At 65.9% G+C, this 19,683-nt stretch carries 19 protein-coding genes; 8 read left to right on the top strand and 11 right to left on the bottom strand.

Annotated features, from left to right (window positions below):
* Positions 1-655 precede the first annotated feature (655 nt).
* The gene (locus FAZ98_RS33600; protein ID WP_233272987.1) at positions 656-1,240 is read left to right on the top strand and encodes a DUF2867 domain-containing protein; all 585 of its coding nucleotides are present in this window, start codon (positions 656-658) and stop codon (positions 1,238-1,240) included.
* A gap of 191 nt (positions 1,241-1,431) precedes the next feature.
* Here FAZ98_RS33600 and FAZ98_RS33605 read toward each other — a convergent pair whose 3' ends face one another.
* Positions 1,432-2,292, bottom strand: coding sequence for a hypothetical protein (locus tag FAZ98_RS33605; protein ID WP_158958261.1), 861 nt, complete (start codon positions 2,290-2,292; stop codon positions 1,432-1,434).
* Positions 2,293-2,706: 414 nt separating this feature from the next.
* On the opposite strand from FAZ98_RS33605, the gene FAZ98_RS33610 reads away from it, so the two are divergent.
* Positions 2,707-2,982, top strand: a complete 276-nt coding sequence (locus tag FAZ98_RS33610) for a DUF1488 family protein (protein WP_233272988.1) — start codon at positions 2,707-2,709, stop codon at positions 2,980-2,982.
* Here FAZ98_RS33610 and FAZ98_RS33615 read toward each other — a convergent pair.
* From FAZ98_RS33615 to FAZ98_RS33625, 3 genes are all read right to left on the bottom strand, one after another.
* On the bottom strand, positions 2,973-4,223 hold the full coding sequence (locus FAZ98_RS33615; RefSeq protein ID WP_158958263.1) for an MFS transporter: 1,251 nt from the start codon (positions 4,221-4,223) through the stop codon (positions 2,973-2,975). The two genes, FAZ98_RS33610 and FAZ98_RS33615, sit on opposite strands and share 10 nt — an antisense overlap.
* Positions 4,224-4,418: 195 nt before the next feature.
* Positions 4,419-5,132, bottom strand: a complete 714-nt coding sequence (locus FAZ98_RS33620) for a pirin family protein (protein WP_158958265.1) — start codon at positions 5,130-5,132, stop codon at positions 4,419-4,421.
* Between the two features lie 65 nt (positions 5,133-5,197).
* Entirely contained in the window at positions 5,198-5,959 is a 762-nt protein-coding gene (locus tag FAZ98_RS33625) for an SDR family NAD(P)-dependent oxidoreductase (RefSeq protein WP_158958267.1), read from the bottom strand.
* Between the two features lie 134 nt (positions 5,960-6,093).
* On the opposite strand from FAZ98_RS33625, the gene FAZ98_RS33630 reads away from it, so the two are divergent.
* Positions 6,094-7,011 (top strand): LysR family transcriptional regulator, encoded by a 918-nt coding sequence (locus FAZ98_RS33630; protein ID WP_158958269.1) that lies wholly within the window; start codon positions 6,094-6,096, stop codon positions 7,009-7,011.
* Positions 7,012-7,065: 54 nt separating this feature from the next.
* Here FAZ98_RS33630 and FAZ98_RS33635 read toward each other — a convergent pair whose 3' ends face one another.
* The 4 genes from FAZ98_RS33635 to FAZ98_RS33650 all read right to left on the bottom strand — a co-directional run bounded on the left by FAZ98_RS33635 (position 7,066) and on the right by FAZ98_RS33650 (position 10,829).
* Positions 7,066-7,953, bottom strand: a complete 888-nt coding sequence (locus tag FAZ98_RS33635) for an SDR family oxidoreductase (protein ID WP_158958271.1) — start codon at positions 7,951-7,953, stop codon at positions 7,066-7,068.
* Positions 7,954-8,107: 154 nt separating this feature from the next.
* Positions 8,108-8,863: a hypothetical protein gene (locus tag FAZ98_RS33640; protein WP_158958273.1), complete on the bottom strand. Its 756-nt coding sequence runs from the start codon at positions 8,861-8,863 to the stop codon at positions 8,108-8,110.
* Positions 8,864-8,962: 99 nt separating this feature from the next.
* Positions 8,963-9,352, bottom strand: a complete 390-nt coding sequence (locus FAZ98_RS33645) for a response regulator (RefSeq protein ID WP_158958275.1) — start codon at positions 9,350-9,352, stop codon at positions 8,963-8,965.
* Between the two features lie 49 nt (positions 9,353-9,401).
* Entirely contained in the window at positions 9,402-10,829 is a 1,428-nt protein-coding gene (locus tag FAZ98_RS33650) for an RAD55 family ATPase (RefSeq protein WP_158958277.1), read from the bottom strand.
* A gap of 598 nt (positions 10,830-11,427) precedes the next feature.
* On the opposite strand from FAZ98_RS33650, the gene FAZ98_RS33655 reads away from it, so the two are divergent.
* From FAZ98_RS33655 to FAZ98_RS33670, 4 genes are read left to right on the top strand one after another with little or no spacing between them, the layout of a single operon-like run.
* Positions 11,428-12,684 (top strand): SpoIIE family protein phosphatase, encoded by a 1,257-nt coding sequence (locus FAZ98_RS33655; protein WP_158958279.1) that lies wholly within the window; start codon positions 11,428-11,430, stop codon positions 12,682-12,684.
* 14 nt (positions 12,685-12,698) lie between these two features.
* The gene (locus FAZ98_RS33660) at positions 12,699-13,262 is read left to right on the top strand and encodes a SiaB family protein kinase (RefSeq protein WP_158958281.1); all 564 of its coding nucleotides are present in this window, start codon (positions 12,699-12,701) and stop codon (positions 13,260-13,262) included.
* A gap of 20 nt (positions 13,263-13,282) precedes the next feature.
* Complete coding sequence (locus FAZ98_RS33665; protein ID WP_158958283.1) at positions 13,283-13,669, top strand: DUF1987 domain-containing protein; 387 nt, start codon at positions 13,283-13,285, stop codon at positions 13,667-13,669.
* 14 nt (positions 13,670-13,683) lie between these two features.
* On the top strand, positions 13,684-14,436 hold the full coding sequence (locus tag FAZ98_RS33670; RefSeq protein WP_158958285.1) for a GGDEF domain-containing protein: 753 nt from the start codon (positions 13,684-13,686) through the stop codon (positions 14,434-14,436).
* A gap of 83 nt (positions 14,437-14,519) precedes the next feature.
* Here FAZ98_RS33670 and FAZ98_RS33675 read toward each other — a convergent pair whose 3' ends face one another.
* Together FAZ98_RS33675 and phaP are read right to left on the bottom strand one after the other, a co-directional pair.
* On the bottom strand, positions 14,520-15,125 hold the full coding sequence (locus FAZ98_RS33675) for a lipocalin family protein (protein WP_158958287.1): 606 nt from the start codon (positions 15,123-15,125) through the stop codon (positions 14,520-14,522).
* Positions 15,126-15,508: 383 nt separating this feature from the next.
* Positions 15,509-16,021 (bottom strand): TIGR01841 family phasin, encoded by a 513-nt coding sequence (gene phaP / locus FAZ98_RS33680; protein ID WP_158958289.1) that lies wholly within the window; start codon positions 16,019-16,021, stop codon positions 15,509-15,511.
* Between the two features lie 509 nt (positions 16,022-16,530).
* Here phaP and glgA point away from each other — a divergent pair.
* A complete protein-coding gene (gene glgA, locus FAZ98_RS33685) occupies positions 16,531-18,117 on the top strand; it encodes a glycogen synthase GlgA (protein ID WP_158958291.1) in 1,587 nt (528 codons plus the stop codon).
* 54 nt (positions 18,118-18,171) lie between these two features.
* Here glgA and FAZ98_RS33690 read toward each other — a convergent pair whose 3' ends face one another.
* The gene (locus FAZ98_RS33690) at positions 18,172-19,446 is read right to left on the bottom strand and encodes a lactonase family protein (protein ID WP_199272469.1); all 1,275 of its coding nucleotides are present in this window, start codon (positions 19,444-19,446) and stop codon (positions 18,172-18,174) included.
* Between the last annotated feature and the right edge of the window lie 237 nt (positions 19,447-19,683).

Consider the following 19,683-nt stretch of genomic DNA (forward strand, 5'->3'; position numbering starts at 1 on the left):
CTTATTGCGTGCATGAGCGCGTGAAATTGGGTCGGCATTCTATCTCGCCTGATTCGGCGGCAAGCCCGAGAAACTCGCCGCCACGATCACGAAAACGGGTTATTAACTGACCGGTTTTAAAAAACGGACTTCCGAGCCGTGCGTGAAGTAGAACCTGAGAGAAAATATATGCATACGTTACCGACTTTTCACCGCGCTTCCTGCGTGGCGAAAACCCTTATTGGTACGCAAAAAAGTTCGCCGGAAACGGAAGCATCTACCCCCTGAGCCGCCTCAACGCCATGCCGGTTCAAGTCAACCGGTCATGGCGGCATAGGATTGATTGCCCCACCTACGCTCCCGGCACCATCCTGCGCCCGGGAGCTTGCGCCGGTCTCCCCCGTTCGGCGCCTTTTTGCGTTGTTTTTTTGCTTTTCGTTTGAGCTTCGTGTTTGCACTTCGCGTTTGGCTTTGCATCCGGCATTTCATTCGGTTTTGTTTGCCAGGCGCATTTAGCCGAATTCGGCATTGCACCGCTGCGCTTTCGCTTCCACCAATTTCCCCGCCTGCTTCATCCTGCCATCCTCGCCCGCTGCCGGGCTGGCATGCGCGCGCGACCTCGCGTTGCTACACTCGTTTTACGCGCCATCACCACGCGCCACCGGGAGATTCAATCATGCTGGACCGCGACCCTGCATCAGCGTCGTTCATGCGCGCCCGCGCCGTTGCGCCGCCGGCCGAAAGCGCGCTCGCCGCAAGTTTCGCCCGCGCGCATTTTGTCGATGCCTACGCCATCGCGTTGCCCACCGGCGCGCCCACGGATATCGACACGCTCGCCGAAGCCGTGCTGCGCGATCCGCCCGAGTGGTTTCGCGCGCTGCTGGCCATCCGCGATTCCGCCATGTCGAATTTCGGCGTGAAGACTTCCCGAGAATTGCGCGCGGCGGCGCAGCGTGACGGCGGCGATCACATCGACTTCTTTCGCGTGACCTCGCGCGGCGAGCACGAGATCCTGCTCGGCGAAGACGACCTGCACCTCGACTTCCAGCTGTCCTTGCTGCGCCGCGCGCGCGGTCATGGCGACACCCGCCACGCAGGCGATATCGCCGACACTCGCGCCGAACTCGTCGCCACGACCGCCGTGATGTGCCACAACCTGCTCGGTCGCGCGTATCTCAAGGCGATCATGCCGTTTCACCGGCTCGTCGTGCAGTCGAATCTGAATCGCGCGGCGCGGCGGCTCGCGGGCGAACATGCGTGATCGCCCGGACGCGGTTTCAGGGCGACGGACGATAACCCGCTCGACGTCGAACGCGAGCAGCGCGCAACGGGCGACCACGGCTCACGGGACGATCAAAGCACGCCCGAATGCGGAGCAACCGCGCGAAGGTGGGAGCAGCGAGATGACGACGCCGGCGTAATCAGGCGCAGGTGCAGAACGAGGCTGGACGCTCAGGCCGACGCCGCCGCTTCCCGCTCGAATTCGAACGCGGCGCGATGCGCTTCGACCGGCGCTTGCGCGGGCGCCGCGCGCCCCATCAGCACGGCGGCATAGCGCGTGTAGAGCCAGCACGAGCACGCCGCGCTCACGCAAACGCCGCACACGGCGGCGAGCGCGAGCACGCACGTCGTGGCGTCGGCGAAACCGTGGCGGCGCGCGGTATCGGCGAAATAGATCGCGAGACTGGCCACGACGATCACCGGCAGCAGCGCCGCCATCTGCGTGAACCAGATGCTCAGGCAATGGCCGCGCGTGTCGATCCACGCGTCGCGCAAACGCAGGCGGCCGCCCGCGGCCACATGCGTGGTGAGCAGGCTCAAGCGTCCGCAAACGAACAGCGCGACGACGACCGCCATGATCGCGCTCGCCACGATGAACTGCGTGACGTCGATCCACACGGCCGGCCAGAAGTGCGCCTGCACCAGCACCGCGCCCACGGCGAGGCTAATGCCCGCCGCAATGATCGCGAGGAACAGCACGACCATGCCGTAGGCCAGCACGCCATAGCGCAACGCGTGGCGATGGTCGGGCAACTCGGCGTGCGCGTCACGTTGCTCGATCAGCAGATAATGCACGGCCTGCACGACGAGCACCGGAAACATCGCAGCCCGAATCAACTCGAAGGCGCCGAGCGGCAACCACGTCATGAAGCGGAACGGCGGAATCGAATCCGGCGGCAACACCGTTTCGGCATACGGCGCCAGCCAGGCCATCGCGAACACGGCGAGCGTAAATACCGGCCGATGCATCGCGAAGCGCCAGCCATCGCGCCACGCGCCCTTCACGCACTGCCAGAACGTGACCGACTCCATTCCGCTTCCCCTGTGTGTTGACCGCGCGGCAGCATCCGCAGCGCAATGCACGTCGTGCACGCTACGTTGGCTGGCTGCGAATTGTGACACGCAGGGGCGCGCCGTTTATGCGTGACAGCGCACGTTTCAAGGCGGGTTGCGGAAGGCGCGCGCAACGTGTTTTGGCGCTAGTTTCAAGGGGTATTTCGATGCGGGGCGCGTCGATGGGCGGCCACCCGAGCGCAGCACGCGTGCCGCGTATTCCTCATACCCGCACGGTACGCGGCTTGCTTTTCGCGAGCATCCCCGTGCGCGCTGCGCTCGACATCCGCGCAGGCAATCCGCAGACGAAACGCGGACGAAACGCGGACAAAGCGGCGCGCACGGCCAAACGAAATCGACAGACGAAATCGACTTTTCGCAAGGAGATTCGCCGTGAAGATACGCTTTCCCAACGCCGCGCTTTTGTACATGGCCAACGGCGCCGTGGCGTTTCGCGCGCTCGTCGATGGCGAGGAAGTGGTGTGTGAAGTCTCGCCCGAAGCGCTCGAAGATCACTTCGGGGCGCGGCCCACGCGCGCGAGCCGTCTCGCGGCCTTCGAGGAACATCGCGCGCGCATCGAGACGGTTGCGCTGGCAACGATCCCGCAACGTCTGCGTGACAAGCGTTGCCAGCTGTTTTCGCGCGACTTCGGTCAGGCTTACGCCTGAACCTTTGCTTCTTCCAGTTCGAGGTTGCGCGTTTCCGGCAGGAACACGGCAACGATGAACACGACCACGTAAGACGCCGCCGCCCAGACGCCAATCGACTTAGCGAGGCCGACCGAGGCGCTCGTCATGCCCACGGCGGCCGGCACCAGCGAGCCGATGCCGCGGCCGAAGTTGTACGAGAAACCGCCTGCCGAGGCGCGAATCTGCACGGGGAACAACTCCGTGAAGCACGCGCCCATGCCCGAGACGATGCCCGACTGGAACAGCCCGAGCGGAAAGCCGAGCACGAGCAGCGCCGACATCGGCAATTGCAGGCGCGTATAGGCCAGCACGGTGAGCGTGGCGCCCGCCGCCGACAACGCGAAGGTCCAGCGCCGGCCGATCGCGTCGCTCAGATACGCCATGCCCACGTAGCCGCAGAACGAGCCGAAGATGTTGACGGCCAGATACATCGTCGTGAGATTGACCGTGAGGCTTTGCGTTTCGCGCAGATACGTCACGAGCCATGTGAGGATCGTGTAGTTGCCGCCGAGCGCGCCCGCCGCCATCGCCGAGGCGAGCAAGGTGCGCGACACCACGCCGGGCGCGAAAATGCGCGCGAAGGTCTGGAACGTGCCCGCTTCCTTGCGGAAGGCGGCGGCGGATTCGAAGGCCGCCGACTCGTCCACATTGCGACGCATCCACAGCACGAGCAGGCCCGGCAAGATGCCGACGAGAAACAGCACGCGCCACGCGAGATGCTCGGGCAGCACGCTATACAGCCCCCAATAGAACGCCGCCGCGAGCGCATAGCCCACCGGCCAGCCGGCTTGCACGCAACCCACCGCGCGGCCGCGAATGCGCTTGTCCACCACTTCGCCGATCAGGATCGCGCCCGCCGCCCATTCGCCGCCGAACCCGAGCCCTTGCAGGCTGCGCGTGATGAGCAGTTGATGGAAACCGTTGGTGAAGGCGGAAAGCCCCGTGAACAGCGAGAACCAGAGAATCGCGAGTTTGAGCACCCGGACGCGGCCGATGCGGTCGGCGAGCACGCCCGCGATCACCCCGCCAACCGCCGAAGCCACGAGCGCCGAAGTCCCGATGATGCCGGCCTGACCTTTGGTCATGTGCCACGCGGCAAGCAGAGTGGGAATCGTGAAAGCGAAGAACTGAACGTCCATCGCGTCGAGAACCCAGCCGAGGAAACACGCCCAGAAGGTGCGGCGTTGGGTGGGCGGCATGCCGCTGTACCACGATTGCATGAGGTCTATCTCCCGAGAGGCGTGTGGGCGCCTTATTAATGTGCTGATCGATGTGCTGACTGATCTGTTATCGACGGAGCGCGGGGTTTGGGTCCGCGCTTTCGTGCTTTATTCGTCATCGATTATGCGTGGCAAGCGCGAGCCTTAGCCTTGCGCGCCACGCATAGCAGCTATGCGCCGATTACCTCGGCCGGGTCAGGGAGAAAGCGGCAATTCGACGATCACGACCACGGTCGCGTCGCGTGCCGTCATGCGAATTTCATGCTCGCCGCGTAACGCGGCGCCGTCGCGTGGCGCGAGCCGCACGCCGTTCACGTCGATACGGCCGGTGGCCGGCACGAGATACGCGTCGGTATCGGCCGCGAGGGCGTGCGTGAGTGTAACGCCTTCGCGCAGAACGGCGGCGAGCAGGCGCGCAGGCGCGTCGATCGGCAAGGCGCCCGCCTCGATCTCGTCGCGCCGCGCGCTCGCCAGCACGACACAACGTTCGTCGTCCTGCGCGAGTTCGAAGCCGCGCGTGGCCCAGCGCGGTTCGCCGTCGAGCGCGCGCGGCCGCAGCCAGATCTGGAACAGCTGCGTGGCGACGCCCTCCTCGTTGCGCTCCGCGTGGCGAATGCCGCGCCCCGCGCTCATCGCCTGCACGCTGCCCGCCGCGATGCGGCCGCGATGCCCCGCGCTGTCCTCGTGCGTGATCGCGCCGCGCAACACCACTGTGAGGATTTCGACATTGCGATGCGCGTGCAGGCCGAAGCCCGAGTGCGGCGCGATCACGTCGTCGTTCCACACGAGCAGCGCGCGCTGCGGCGCGTGATCCGGGCACCCGAGCTCGCCATAGCGGCAATGCAGGCGCGTCTGGAGCCATGCGCGCTCCAGCGTGCCGAGCGCGTCGAAAGGTCGATGTTCGATCATCGTCGGTCTCCTGCGCGCAGGCGCGCGGCGGCGGTGGGCGCTGCCGCGCGCCTGTTTCGCGTGCCTCACACCTGCGCCTGACCGCCATCGACGAACAGTTCGATACCGTTCACGAAGCTCGATTCGTCGGAGGCAAGGAACAGCGCGGCATTGGCGATCTCGTTGGCTTCGCCCACGCGGCCGAGCGGAATGCGCGAGGCGAGGAAGTCGAGCAGACCTTGCTGCTGCGCGGCGTCGGGGCCCGCGAGATCGACGAGACCCGGCGTGCGCGTCGCGCCCGGCGCGATCGTGTTGACGCGGACGTGACGGTCCTTGAGGTCGAGAATCCAGTTGCGGGCGAACGAGCGCACGGCGGCCTTCGAGGCGGCGTAGACGCTGAACGCGGCCGTGCCTTCGCTGCCGGCGGTCGAGCCCGTGAGGATCACCGAGGCGCGCTCGGCGAGCAGCGGCAGCGCCTTTTGCACCGTGAACAGCGTGCCCTTCACGTTGCGGTCGAAGGTGTCGTAGTAATGCGCTTCGGTGATGTCGCCGAGCGGCACCATCGAGCCGCCGCCCGCGTTGGCGAACAGCACGTCGATATGGCCTTGTTCTTCGGCGATGCGGGCGTAGAGCGCGTCGAGCTGGTCGAGCTTCGACGAATCCACGCGCAGGCCCGTCACGCTGCCGACCTGGCCGATCGCGGCAACGGCCGCGTCGAGTTCGGCCTGGCGGCGGCCGGTGATGTACACGTGCGCGCCTTCCGCGGCGAAGCGCGTGGCGGTGGCGAGGCCGATGCCGCTGGTTGCGCCGGTAACGACTGCGATCTTGCCTGCAAGTTGCTTAGCCATGATGAAAGCTCCTTCGTTCTTCGGTTTCGGGTTTGTCGGGGTGATTTGCATCGCGTCGTGCGATGTAAGGAGAATATCGACAGCCCCATCTTTTCGAAATAGAATTGGTTGCAAACCATCATTGCAAAAATGAAATGACGAGACTGCCCGATTTCGAAGGTCTGGCGATGTTCGCGAAGGTCGCGGAAGAAGGTTCATTCGCGGCGGCGGCGCGCGCGCTGGGCGTTTCCGTGGCAACGGTGTCGCGCGGCGTGGCGCGGCTGGAGGAGCGGCTCGGCGCGCGGCTGCTCAACCGCACGTCGCGCCAGCTGGCGCTCACGGAGTTCGGCGCGGGGATCGCCGAAAAAGCGAGCGAGATTTTTCGGCAGGCGGAAGAAACGGAAAACGCCGCGCGCGAGCTTTCGGTGCAACCGCGCGGGCTGGTGCGGCTGGCCGTGCCGATGTCGTTCGGCTTGCGCTGGGTCGCGCCGCTGTTGCCGGAATTCCTGCAGCGCTATCCGGAAGTGCAGATCGATCTGCATCTCGCCGACGCCACCATCGACCTCGTGGCGCAAGGTTTCGACGCCGCGCTGCGCATCGCGGCGCTGCCCGATTCCTCGCTGGTGGCGCGGCGCCTGTGCGCGGTGTCGCAAATGGTGGTGGCTTCGCCGGGCTATCTGGCGCGGCACGGGCGGCCGCAGCATCCGTCGGAACTGACGAGCCGCGCGTGTCTCTCGTATGCGTATCGTGCGCGCAGCGACGTCTGGCGTTTCACCAACGACGCCGGCGACGAAGTGCCGGTCACGCCGGTGGGGCCGCTGCGCGTCACCAACTCCGACGCGCTGCTGCCCACGCTGCTCGCGGGCCTCGCGATCGCCGAGTTGCCCGAATTCATCGCGGGCGACTATCTCGCGGACGGCCGCCTCGAAGCGATCCTGCCCGGCTGGCATCTCACGCGCGGCGGCCTGTACTTCGTCACGCCTTCGGCACGCGCGCGGCCCGCGAAGGTGAGCGCGCTGAGCGATTTTTTCGCGGAGCGGCTTTCGACGCCCACGTGGCGGGTCGCAAGCTAATGCCGTAAGCCGATACCGCACGCCGCGCGGCATCGACTGGACATCGCGCGAACGTCACGCGAATTTCGCCTCGGCGAGATCGTCGAGCAACGTCGGGCCGCCCGGCCGCCAGCCCAGTTGCGCCTGCGTCTGCGCGCTCGAGGCCGGCATGTCGAGACCGGCGAACATGCCCATCCAGCCGAAATGCGCGGCGGCTTCGTCGGCGGAAATCGACACGACCGGCAACTTCAGGCCGCGGCCCAGCGACTCGGCGATGGCGCGGCTCGTGATGCCTTCCTCGCCCACCGCGTGATAGCGCGCGCCGCGTGCGCCCTTTTCGATCGCGAGCCGGTACACGCGCACCACGTCGGACAAGTGGCCGGCGGGCCAGCGGTTCGCGCCTTCGCCCACGTAGGCGACCTTGCCCTTCTCGCGCGCGATCTCGACCAGCGGAGAAATCAGCCCTTGCCGATACGGATTGTGGACTTGCGGCAGGCGCACCACGGACACGTTGACGCCCTGTTCGAGCAGCGCGTTCGCCGCGATCTCCGAAGCGATGCGCGGGTTCGGATGGCTCGTGTTGAACACGTCTTCGCGCGCCGGTTCGCCGTGCGCGCCGCTGCCAATGCCGGTGCCCGAGGTGATGACGAGCGGCCGCGCGGAGCCCGCGAGCGCCGCGCCCAGCGCCGCGATCACGCGCTGGTCTTTCTGGCAGTTGTCGATGAAACGCGAGAAGTCGTGATCGAACGCGAGATGGATAACGGCATCGGCTTGCGCCGCGCCTTCGCGCAAACCTTCGGGGTCTTCGAGCGTGCCGCGATACACCTGCGCGCCCGCGACGGCGAGCGCTTGCGCGCCGGCTTCGGAACGCGTGACGCCGATCACCTCGTGACCCGCGCCGATCAGTTCGGGAACGAGCGCCGAGCCGATAAAACCGGTCGCGCCAGTAACGAAAATACGCATCGTGAACTCTCCTGAGTGGGATGCGTTCACTATGCGGCGCGCGACGCGGTGCGTGAAGCCGGGACGTTATCGTAGGAAAGGGGTTAACAGGATGAGGCGTGGAGGATGGCGGGGCGCAGTGCTAATCCACGTTGGCGCGCCGTCTCCGCCGCCCTCACCCATGGTGCGCCTCGTCATCGTCGTCATGATGCGCGCTCATCGAGCCCATGCCGCCGCCCATTCCGCCGCCCGCGCCCATCGCTCCCAATCCGCCGCCGCCGCCGCCCTTTCCCTCGCCGCCGCCGTCCTTGCCCTTCGCGCCCGAGCCCGAGCCTGAACCCGATGGCCGCGCCGGCCCTTGCTCGGGAATCGCGAGATCGCCGGGCACCGCGTCGAGATCGAGCACCGAGCGAATGAAGGTGCGCAGCGACACCACCAGCGCGGCCGTATGCACCGGCCGTCCCTGCGTCATTTCCTGCGCGGCCTTCACGGCGAGCCGCACCTGCTCCTCGGTGCCGAGCAGCACGATATCGGCGAGCGCGCCTTCCACGGCGTCCCGAATGCGCCGCGCGCGATCCGTGCTGGCCGCTTCGCTCGACTCGGCGGGCGGCGGCGCGGGCGTGGCGACAACGGCGTCTTTCGCATCGAGCGCGACCTGCGCCTGCGGCGGCACCGCCATCGAGGCGCGCCGGAGATCGCGCAGATGCGTGGGATCGACGGCCAGGTTGCCCGTGAACGAGCCGCCCAGCGTTTTATATGCGGCGATCAGCGTACGCAGGCGTTCGTTGATCTGACGATTCTCGCGCTCGCGCCGTTGCTGCACCGTCTGCATCACGAGCAGGCGAATACCCACGCCGATCAACGTGATGACGGCGAGACCGAGCAGGGTCGAAAGCAGACTGGTCAGGGAACTGAAGTCGAGTGTGCGCATGGAAGCCCGAAGCCGGCGGCGTGCCGATACCAACCGGCAACGCCCAAGCAAACGCTGCGCCCAGCAAGGAGGCGTGCGGCGCGCGTCGAGCGCGTCGACTCAGGCTTCGCCGCCTTCGTGGCCCCTGGCGCCCGCGGCCATGACGAGCACGAGGGTTTGCAGCAGCCGCGCGGCCGCATAGGGTTTGTCGAGGATCGCCGCGAACAGGTTCGGATGCGCGCGCGCCGAAGCGCCTTGCGCCGCGCTCGACAGGATCACGGGAATGTGAGCGAGCGCGCCGTCGGCTTTCATGGCGCGCGCGAGGTCCAGCCCCGACATGGCCGGCATCATGTAGTCGGTGATGACGACGTCGGGCCGCACGCGCCCGATCAGTTCGAGCGCGTCCACGCCGTTGCGCGCGGCATGCACGATATACCCCGCGTCCTCGAGGAAGAAGGTGAGGAAGTCCGTGATCAGGGTTTCATCATCGACTACAACGATGGTCGTCATTCCGGCTCACTCTGGTGCGCTGCCGCGGGCGTCGCCAAACACGACGCCACTATCGCAACGCCGGTTTATCAGCAACCGTCACGCTGATATCTGCGCCCGATCGCAGGGCGCCGTCCGGAATCGTGAGCTTCGTAATGGAAGGCGCGAATGCACTGTCCCGAACCTTGATTACCTTGATCCCCTGGTACAGCGCGTCTTCCGTTTCTTCAAGCTGCATGCCGATGACGTTATCGAAGAGGCTGAGCGCCTCGGGTAGCGTGGTACTCGTGGGCACCGAACTGGACTCCTTCGTTTCCCACGTGCATAGCAGCGTCACGTCCATCACGCGAAGCTGGTTCGTGAGCGCGGCGAGAAACTCAGGAAAGCGCTGACGATCGACGGCCGCGCGCTCGAAACCCGCGAGACCGTCAATCACGAGTCTGCGCACACCACGTGCCTGCACGGCGTCGAGCAACTGATACGCGAGACTGTCGATCACGTTCTCGGTGAGCGGATTCCACATCACCGTCAACGCGCCCGACTCCACGAGCGCTTCCATGTCGATGCCGAGCGCGCGCGCCTTGCTCGCGAGCCGCGCGGGCGTTTCGTAGAAGCCGAAATGCAGCCCCGGTTCGTCCGGTGTGGCGAGGCGCAGGAAGTTGAGCCCGAAACTGGTCTTGCCGCTGCCGCCCGGCCCTACCACGGCCGTGGCCGAGACGGCCGGCAGGCCGCCCTTGATGCGCTTGTCCAGTTCCTCGAAGCCGCTCGACACGCGCTCGAGCGGCGCGTGATCGCGCCCGAGCGGATGCGCGTACAGCGCTTCGAGACGCGGATACACCGTCACGCCGTCGTCGCTGATGCGGTAGTGGTGCAGGCCGCCGAGCGCCTTGCTCCCGCGCGACTTCGACACGCGCAGGCGCCGCACCGTCTTCGAGCCGAACAGTTCTTCTTCCAGTTGCAGCACGCCGTCGACCATGGTGTGCTCGGGACTCGATTCGTCGATTCGCGCGCTCGTGAGGAACAGCACCGTGCAACCGCTGAAGGCGGCATGGCCTTGCAGCTCCGCCACGAACGCCTTCACGTCCAGCGAACTGTGCGTGCTCTCGCGCGCGTTGAGCAGGCCGTCGAGCACGAGCATGGTGGTGCCCTGACGCGCCATTTCCTTGCGCAGGAGTTCGACCAGCGCCGTGAGTCCTTCCACGCGCAAGGTGCGGAACAGGCTCAGATACGAGACTTCCTTGCCGACCACGTCCGGGTCGTAGAAGCCGAGCGTCGAAAGCGACTGGAACAGCCGGTCGTGCGCTTCGGCAAGCAGCGTGATGTAGAGCACCTTGCCGCCCTGCTTCGCCTGCGCGAACGCGATCTGGTTGGCGAGGATGGTCTTGCCCGCGCCCGGCCGCCCCTGAAGAATGTAGGCGGAACCCGCGATCAGGCCGCCGCCGAGAATGGGATCGAGGCCGGGAACATGGCTGTTCAGGCGCATCAAGGTCTGTTGCATCGCGTGCATAAATTCGGCGAGGAGAAGGACCGGAAGCCCGGCAAGAACCGCGGGCGCTACGCGCTCCGGTGCCGTGTGAATCGAAAAGCTCGCGCGGAGGGGATAAGTCCGCCGACGTCATTATGCGGCAAACGTCCAGTACTGGCGAATCGCCCGATTAAGCGGGGCGCTATCCGGAAGGCGCGCCGATAAAGGCCAGGCGCGAATTAACGATAGCGAACCTATGCGCTTTGAAAGCGCTTTATCCAGCGCTTCGAGTCGAGACTTCCCGATCGCGGCGAAGCGACCGTTTTATCCAATTGATTTCACGGGCATTGTTACCGGCTTCACGACTTCTTTAATACGGATCGGCACAATTTCAAATGCCTTTCGATTGCATTTCACTCACCCGGAGCGGTAACGATTCCGGGGCGCGCTTTCGAACTCGCCGGAATTCGCGCAAAGCCGTGTCCAGCGTTGCGATGCCGGTAAATAGACAGGGCATGAAGCCTGTTTGCCACACGCAAACGTTTGACTCATTTTGAATCGTCGCATGTAACGAAACCGACACAAAAGGGCTTTAGCGTGCTGGTTTCCTCATACGATGTGCCGCCACGTCATGCATCCAGCGCTTGCGCAGTTTCGTCGCCCCGGTGTTCCCCAGAGCCCCCGTTGCGCAGGCGATCTTTCCCAGGAAGTGCCGGCCGTCGATTCGGCGGATTCGAATTCGCTCGTGATGGAAATCTTCTATTCGCGACGCGACATGGTGAGCCTCGCCGTGATCGAAGGCGACCGCCCCATCGGCCTCATCAACCGCGACATCTTTCTTTCGCAGATGAGCAAGCCGTTCCATCGCGAGCTCTACGACAAGAAGAGCTGCATCGCGTTCATGGACAAGGAACCGCTCATCGTCGACGCCGACATGACGCTGGAAGCGCTCACCTTCAAGACCGTGGAAGTGGGCGAGAAAGCACTCGTCGACGGCTTCATCGTGACGAAGGAAGGCCGCTTCGCGGGCATCGGCAACGGCCTGCAACTGCTGGGCGCGGTGGCGGAAATGCAGGCCGAGCGCAATCGGCAGGTGATGCAGAGCATCGAATACGCGAGCGTGATCCAGCAGGCGATGCTGCGTGCCTCGCGCGACGCGCTCGCGGAAAAGTTGCCCGGCGCGGCGCTGCTGTGGGAACCGCGCGACGTGGTGGGCGGCGACTTCTATCACTTCGCCGCGTTCGCGGACGGCTGGTTCGGCGCGGTGGCGGACTGCACGGGGCACGGCGTGCCCGGCGCGTTCATGACGCTGCTCGCCTCCGCCTCGCTCACGCAGGCGCTCGAACAGTTGGGCCCGCGCGACCCGAGCGCGCTGCTCGCGGCAGTCAACCGCAACGTCAAGGGCCTGCTCGGCCAGGTGCACGGCGCGGGTGAGTCGCCGCAATCGAACGACGGCCTCGACGCCGCCTTTTTCTGGTTCGACAGCGCGAAGCAGCAACTCCATTTCGCGGGCGCGCGCATCGCGCTGCACGTGCTGCGCCCCGAGGCGGAGCACTTCGAGACCGTGGCGGGCGAACGCATGGGCGTGGGTTACGTGGACAGCCTCGCCGACCACGAATGGGCGCTGCACACGATCGACCTGCCCGCCGGCAGCCTGCTGTTCATCTCGACCGACGGGCTGATCGACCAGATCGGCGGCCCGAAGAAAATCGCTTTCGGCAAACGCCGCGCGCTCGACCTGATTCTCGAACGCCGCGCGCAAGCGCCCGCCTTCCTGTGTGACGCGCTGCGCGAAGCGCTCGTCGCGTGGCAAGGCGGTCAGTCGGACAAGGAAGCCGACAAACAATCGCGTCGCGACGACGTGACGCTATTCTTCACCCGCGTTTAAGGTAGTCCATGAACATGTCGGATTTCATCGATCAGGACGGTGCGTTCTTCGAACTCGCACAGCGCCGCAACCTGATCTTCTATCACAAGGGCTATTTCTCGCATAACATCGTCGCGGCGATGAGCGAGGTGGTGAAGCTGCAACTCGAAGTGGCGGGTGTGAGTACGCCCACGCGCCGCAAGCTCTTTTCGTCGTTTATCGAACTTTCGCAGAATATCGTGCATTATTCGGCCGACTCGCTCGTCGACGGCCTGGATAAGGGCGGCGCCGTGCGTGAAGGCGCCGTTTGCATCAGCACGGAAGGCGAACGTCACCTCATGATGTGCGCGAATCCGGTTGCTGCGGGCGCAGTGGACGATTTGCGCGAAAAGCTCGAGCCGTTGCGCAACATGACGCTCGAGGAAATCAAGGCGGCCTACAAGACCTCGCTGCGCGCGGAAACGCCGCCGGAAAGCAAGGGCGCGGGACTGGGCTTCCTGACGATGGCACGCGACGCGAGCGCACCGCTCGAATTCGCGTTTCATCCGCGCGCCGGCGATCCCGGCACTGTCCTTTTCTGCCTCAAGACCATCATCTGAGTAAAGTACGCGAACCAGCCATGGAAAATCTCTTCATTGCCGCCACGGCGACGTCGCCGGAGATCGATTTCCGGTTCGACCAGAACCTGCTTTCGCTCAGGGGCGAGTCGTATCCGGAGAACGCGGCCGCATTCTATTCGCCGATCATCGAGCGTCTGAATGCCTACCTCGAAAGCTGCTCGGACGCGGCGATCACCGTCGACGTGACCCTGACGTATTTCAATAGCTCCAGCACGAAGATGCTGTTCAGCATCTTCGATTCGCTCAACGAAACCGCCGCCGCGGGCAATCGCGTCCAGGTCAACTGGTATCGCGACGACGAGGACGAAACCATCCTCGAGTTCGGCGAAGAATTGCAAACCGACTTCACGGCGATCAAGTTCACCGATTGTCCCGTTTCGGTTTGAACACGGAGAGCAAGGTGCCGAACACCCCTGCGGACGCGTCGTCGAGCGACGCACCGGATCTGTTTCGCAATGAAAGCGACGCGCTGGAAAAGGCGCGCGCCACGCGTGCGGACGACCACGGCAGCGCCGAGCAATACCGCGCCGCGCTAGGCGACCTGATCGGGCATTTCGAGCGGCTGATGCGCGAAACGCGGCGGCTGATCGGCCGCAGCGATCGTGCCGAGCGCGAGATGCAGGCGCTCACGAATCAGCTCCAGTATCGCGCCACGCACGACGCGCTCACCGACGTGTTCAACCGCAGCGCCGTCATCGAGCGCACGGCGAAGGCGCTGCGCGCCGGCCGCGCGGTCATGATCCTGCTCGACATCGACGAGTTCAAGAAGGTCAACGACGACTTCGGCCATCCCGCTGGCGACGCCGTGATCATGGGGATCGTGAGCTGCCTGCGCCGGATCGTGGGCGACGAGGGGTTCATCGGCCGCGTGGGCGGCGAGGAATTCACGGTCGTGCTGCCGAAGTACGATCTTGCCGAAGCGCTGGAGATGGCCGACCGCATGCGTGTCGCCATCGCCACGCACGTGTTTCCCGCGCCGGTGCATCGCTGCATCACGGCGAGCTTCGGCATCAGCGCGAACGAGGCCGGCACCGACTTCGACACCGCCTACGGTCTCGCCGACTCCGCGCTCTATCGCGCGAAACGCGGCGGCCGCAACCGCGTGGTATCGGCCGACCCGCACGAAACTTCGGACCCGGCCCAGCCGCTTTAAGCGCCTGCTTTAAGCGCCTGCTTTAAGTGTCTTTTCCGCTCCGGCTACATCCCGGAGCGATCAAGTCTGCGGCCCGGCTGTGCTCAAGACGCGAGCCGCTCGTGCGCCTCGTGCTCGTGGCGCTGCGCGGTGAAGCGCAGCAGCGAGGTGTCGTAGCCGAGTTCGCGCGCGCGCCCGACGAGCTCCTTGGCGGTTCTCGCATCCGGTTCCGCGTCGCGCGTCAGGATCCACAGAAAACGCCCCGAGGGTTCGCCGACGATCGACCAGCGGTAGTCGTCGGCGTGATCGAGCACCCAGTAATGGCCCACGTAAAACGGGCCAAAAAACGACACCTTGAGCTTGGCGTTGCCGCTACCGGCCACGACCTTCGCGCGCCCGCGCGCCGCGCGGATCGGCCCGCTCGCCGAGCCTTCGCGGCACAGATTCAGCACGTCGATCAGACCGTCGCCACGCTTGGCGTATTGCGCCATCACGCCTTCGCAGCCGCGTTCGAAGCGATTGTCGTAGCGCGCGAATTCGAACCAGCGGCCCGCATACCGGTCGAGATCGACGGGCTTCAACGGCTCCGGGACCCGGCGATTACCGCGCGGGCCGCCCGCGAACGCACCAGACTTCTTGACCAGCACGGCGCCCACCGCGAGCGCGCCGAGGGCGAGCCATGCGGGGTGGATTCGATCTTCGTCTTTCATGCGGGATCCTCGTGGCACAAGTGGACGAGACCGGGACGCATGGTTCGTGCCCAGCGGCCCACGCGCGGCGGCGCGGTGGCCTTGCGCGACGAAACCGGCTGGCATGGCGCCGGCGGCATTTTGCAGGCTGCGCGCGGCGGGAACCCTTGCGCAGCGCGCGATGCGGGTCGAGCGCCGGATGGGCGCCAGCGTCTTCCAGGCGCCCCGTGCTCGCGCCTCGCCGTTGCGCACGCAACGGTTCGAGCGCATCGCAGCGCCAGCATCACGCCGATTCGTGCACGGGCCGCAACGCCGGCCGCCTCCTCGCGGCCCGCATCGCGCGCATCGACCTCAGTCGCCCCGCGTCGCGCTCAGCCGCCACGCAGCGGCCCGTTAGACGCAGTTCACTCGCTCGCGCCCGCCGCCTTCGAAGCCGCCGCAGCCGTCGAGGACACCGCCTTGCCCGCCGCGTCGACGATCTGCGCCGCGCCCTCGGCCGCCTGCGCCGGGCTGGGCACTTCCGCCGTAAGGATCGTGGCCTCGCCGCGTGCCGCGGATTGCTCCAGCGCGCCCGTCACCGCCATGAAGTTCTGATTCATGCGGCCTTCGGCGTCGGCTACGGCGTCGGTCAACGTGTCGAGCACGATTTCCGTGGCGTGGCGGAAGTACGCGACCGTCTTGGCCGTGCCCGCCAGCGAATAACTCGTTTGCAAACGCCACACGCCCAGCGGCGAGCGCTCTTCGGCGGCCGCCAACGCGATCGCGCGCTGCTCGTCGAGACTCGTGCGGATCGCCTGCGCCGTGAGATCGGCGAGACGCGTGGCCGCGCCGCCCCAGATGCCCATCCAGCTCGCCGCACCGGCATTCGCATGGAGGGCGGGGTTGACGCTCACATTCGTCACTTGAAGGTCGCTCATGATCTGACTCCTGTCTATATAGAGACGTGAAAGAGACGGCTAAAACCAGGGTTCGATGACAACAATGCAGCGCGACAATTGGGTGCGCCGCTTGAGGCTCGAATCACGCAACGGCCGTGCCTTCGCGGCGGCGTGCGGCGCAGCGAATTCACTTGCCGATACACCGCCGGGCCGACCATCGATCGCTACTGCGACGACCTTACGCCTCGAATAAGGCACCGAAACGAATCACACGAATGGAGCAACGGGTGAAAACTGCACTGACGTCACGCCCAAAGCTACACGAACGACCATGCGTAATTTCCCCGAGGCTACGCACTGCGCATCACGCCACGCGCCGCGCCTTACCAGGCGGACTTCAATTCGTCATACGGCAGGCGTTTTTGCATTGCGGCATGTCTGGAACGGAGCTTGCTTAAAGGGTTTCCAATTGCTCGATTACGCACATGCGGCCGCATCGAGCGATCCAGCGAATCGCCGATCCACACTGCACATCCGGGGAGTCACCCTTGTCGCTCAACGTCCTGATGGTTGCCGCCGAAGCCGCGCCGCTCGCCAAGAGCGGCGGCCTCGGGGACATGGTTAGTGCTTCCTCCGCGGCACTGCGTCAACGCGGCGCCGATGTTTCCATCCTCATGCCCGGCTACGAGTGCGCCTTCGATCGCGCCCGCGCCGCCACGCCGCTCGGCTATATCCGCGATCTGCCCGGCGGCGACGCGCGTTTGTGGCGCGCCGCGATGCCCGATTCCGACGTGCCGGTGCTGCTCCTGCAAATGGATCATCTCTATGCGGGCCGAGGCAGCGGTCTCTATCAGGACGCGACGGGCCGCGAATATATCGACAATTTCGCGCGTTTCGTCTCGCTCTCGGCCGCCGCTGCGCGTATCGCGACCGGCGTGCGCGGCGTGGTGCGGCCGCGCGTGGTGCATGCGCACGACTGGCACGCCGGGCTCACGCCGCTCTTCATGAAGCTCGCGGGCGCCTCGGCGAAAAGCGTGTTCACGATCCACAACCTCGCGTTCCAGGGCAACTATCCCACTGCGCTCGCCCCGTACGCGGGCATTCCTTCAGGATTGCTGAACGCTTCGCCGGACGACGCGCAGAGCATTGAGTTCTACGAAACGCTGAGCTTCATGAAAGCGGCCATCGTCTACGCGGACCGTGTGACGACGGTGAGCGAGCGCTATGCGCGCGAGATTCTCACGCCGCGCTTCGGCAATCGCATGGAAGGCGTGCTGGCCGCGCACACGGGCAAGCTCAGCGGCATCATCAACGGGATCGACGACGACACCTGGAATCCCGCCGACGATCCCGCACTCGCGCAGCCCTACGGTATCGACGATCTCGCGGGCAAGCACGCCTGCAAAAAGGCGCTGCAGCAGAGCTACGGCCTGCACGTCGATCCGTTCGCGCCGCTCGTGGCGATCGGCAGCCGCCTCACGGAACAGAAGCTCGCCGACGTGGTGTGCGAAGCCCTGCCCGCCGCGCTCGCGCGCTGGCCGCGCGTGCAGTTCGCGATCCTCGGCCAGGGCGACGCACGCATCGAAAACGCGTTGCGCCGGCTCGCGCGCGAATGGCCGGGCCGGCTCGGCGTGCATATCGGTTACGACGAAGATCGCGCGCACCGCCTGCACGCAGGCGCCGACATTCTGCTGCACGGCAGCCGCTTCGAGCCCTGCGGTCTCACGCAGCTTTACGCCATGCGTTACGGCACGATTCCGGTGGCGTCGCGCGTGGGCGGTCTCGCCGACACCATCGACGATTGCCCGGCCTCGGAAGACGGCACGCACACGACCCGCGCGAACGGTTTCCTGTTCACGGGCGAGCACGCGAGCGACGTGTTCCATGCGCTCGGCCGCGCGCTCGGCGCCTTCGCGCAACCCACGCTCTGGCGCGCGCTCCAGCGCAACGCGATGAAGCGCGATTCGAGCTGGCGCGTGCCGGTGGCGCGCTATCTGGACCTCTATCGCTCGCTCACGCAAGGGCAGATCGCGCCGGCCTCGCAGGTCGCGCGCGTGAGCGGCAATGCGGTGGCGCGCAAGACGAACCCGGCGCGACAACGCCGGGCGCAGGCGGAAGTGCGTCGCAGCGCCTGAGCGGCGTCGCGCAAAACGAAATTGCCGCGCGCCTCGTGACGCGCGGCAATGCGTTTAGACCGCCGCGAACGCGATATCCGAAGGACTGCCCACGGCCACGTAATTGCCCGTGAAGCGCAATTTCCCGCTGGCTTTGTCAGCGGAGAAAATGGCAATGTGATCGCTGCGCTGATTCAGCGAATACAAAAAGCGCCCCGAAGGATCGAAGCGAATCACGCGCGGGTAATCACCGCCCGTGGGCGTTTCCCCTATCCAGTGCACCTGCCCGTTCGCCCCGATGCCGAACTGCGCGATCGTGTCGTGCAACCGGTTCGCCACGTAGATAAAGCGGGCGTCGTGCGAAAGCATGATTTCCGAGGCGAAGCTCGTGCCCTGATAACCGGGCGGCAACGTGGACACCGACTGCATCTGCGTGAGCGTGCCGTGCTGCGCATCGTAGCCGTAGGCGACCAGCGTGGACGCTTCCTCGGTCACTTCGTAGAGCCAGCGCCCGTTCGGATGGAACGCCACGTGACGCGGCCCCGCGCCCGCCGAAGCGGCCACGAACGCCGGTTCGTTCGGCGCGAGCGCGCCCGAAGTCTCGTCGAATTTCCACAGGTAGGTTCGATCCACGCCCAGGTCGGTCGAGATCGCGAAACGCCCGTCCGGCGACGGCACGATCGTGTGCGCGTGCGGGCCGTCGTGGTCGCTGATCGCGAAGCTGCCCGGCACGCCCTCGGCAGCGTGCCCCGCGCCGGCGGGCGCTTGCGGCGCCTGCATCGAAACGGCGTCGCGCAGCGTGCCGTCCTCGCCCACGGGCAGCACCGCGACGCTGCCGCTGTTGTAGTTCGCCACCAGCAGATAGCGCCCGTTCGGATGCAGGCTCAGATACACCGGCCCCGCGCCCTGCGAGTTCACGGTGCTGACCGGATGCAGCGCGCCCGTGCCCGCCTCGATCGCGTACGAACTCACGGAGCCGTTGGTGGTGCCGTTGTAGTTCTTCACCTCGCTGGTGCTGAACAGAAAGCGCTGGGTTTTGTCGATGACGAGCGCGCTCGGGTTTTCGATGCCCTGCACCGGGTCGAGCGCGTCGAGCTTGCCCGTGGCGCGATCCACGCGAAAACGATGAATGCCGAGCCCGTGCGGCGTATAGGTGCCGACGAACGCGAACCACGCTTTGTCGTTCTGCGCGGCCGCGGCGGCCGCGCGCTTCGCGGGCTGCGCCGCACTTGCGGGGTTCGCGCCCGCGAGCGAGCCCATGGCCGAGACCGCCGCCATGGCGCTCACGCTCTTGAGCCACGCGCGCCGCGTCGCGAAGCCGGGGACTTCGAGTTGCCGATCCTTCGTCATCAGCCTGCCTCCTCGTGATGTTTCATGTCGTTTTGAGCGTGCCTATCCTAAACGGATCGGCGCCATCGCGCGCTGGCAGCGGCTTGCGGGCGATCGTCAAAAACGGGGAAGAGCAGCCGACCATGCGCGTTGCATGCGCCAATCAGGCGCGCGCGCTACCATGCGCGCAGGAGTGCGCACTCGCCGCCGCACTCGCTTGCTCATGCGGCGCCGCCTCTATCCGGCCCCGCTTTTATG

The sequence above is a fragment of the Paraburkholderia acidisoli genome (assembly GCF_009789675.1).
Classification (GTDB): Bacteria; Pseudomonadota; Gammaproteobacteria; order Burkholderiales; family Burkholderiaceae; genus Paraburkholderia; species Paraburkholderia acidisoli.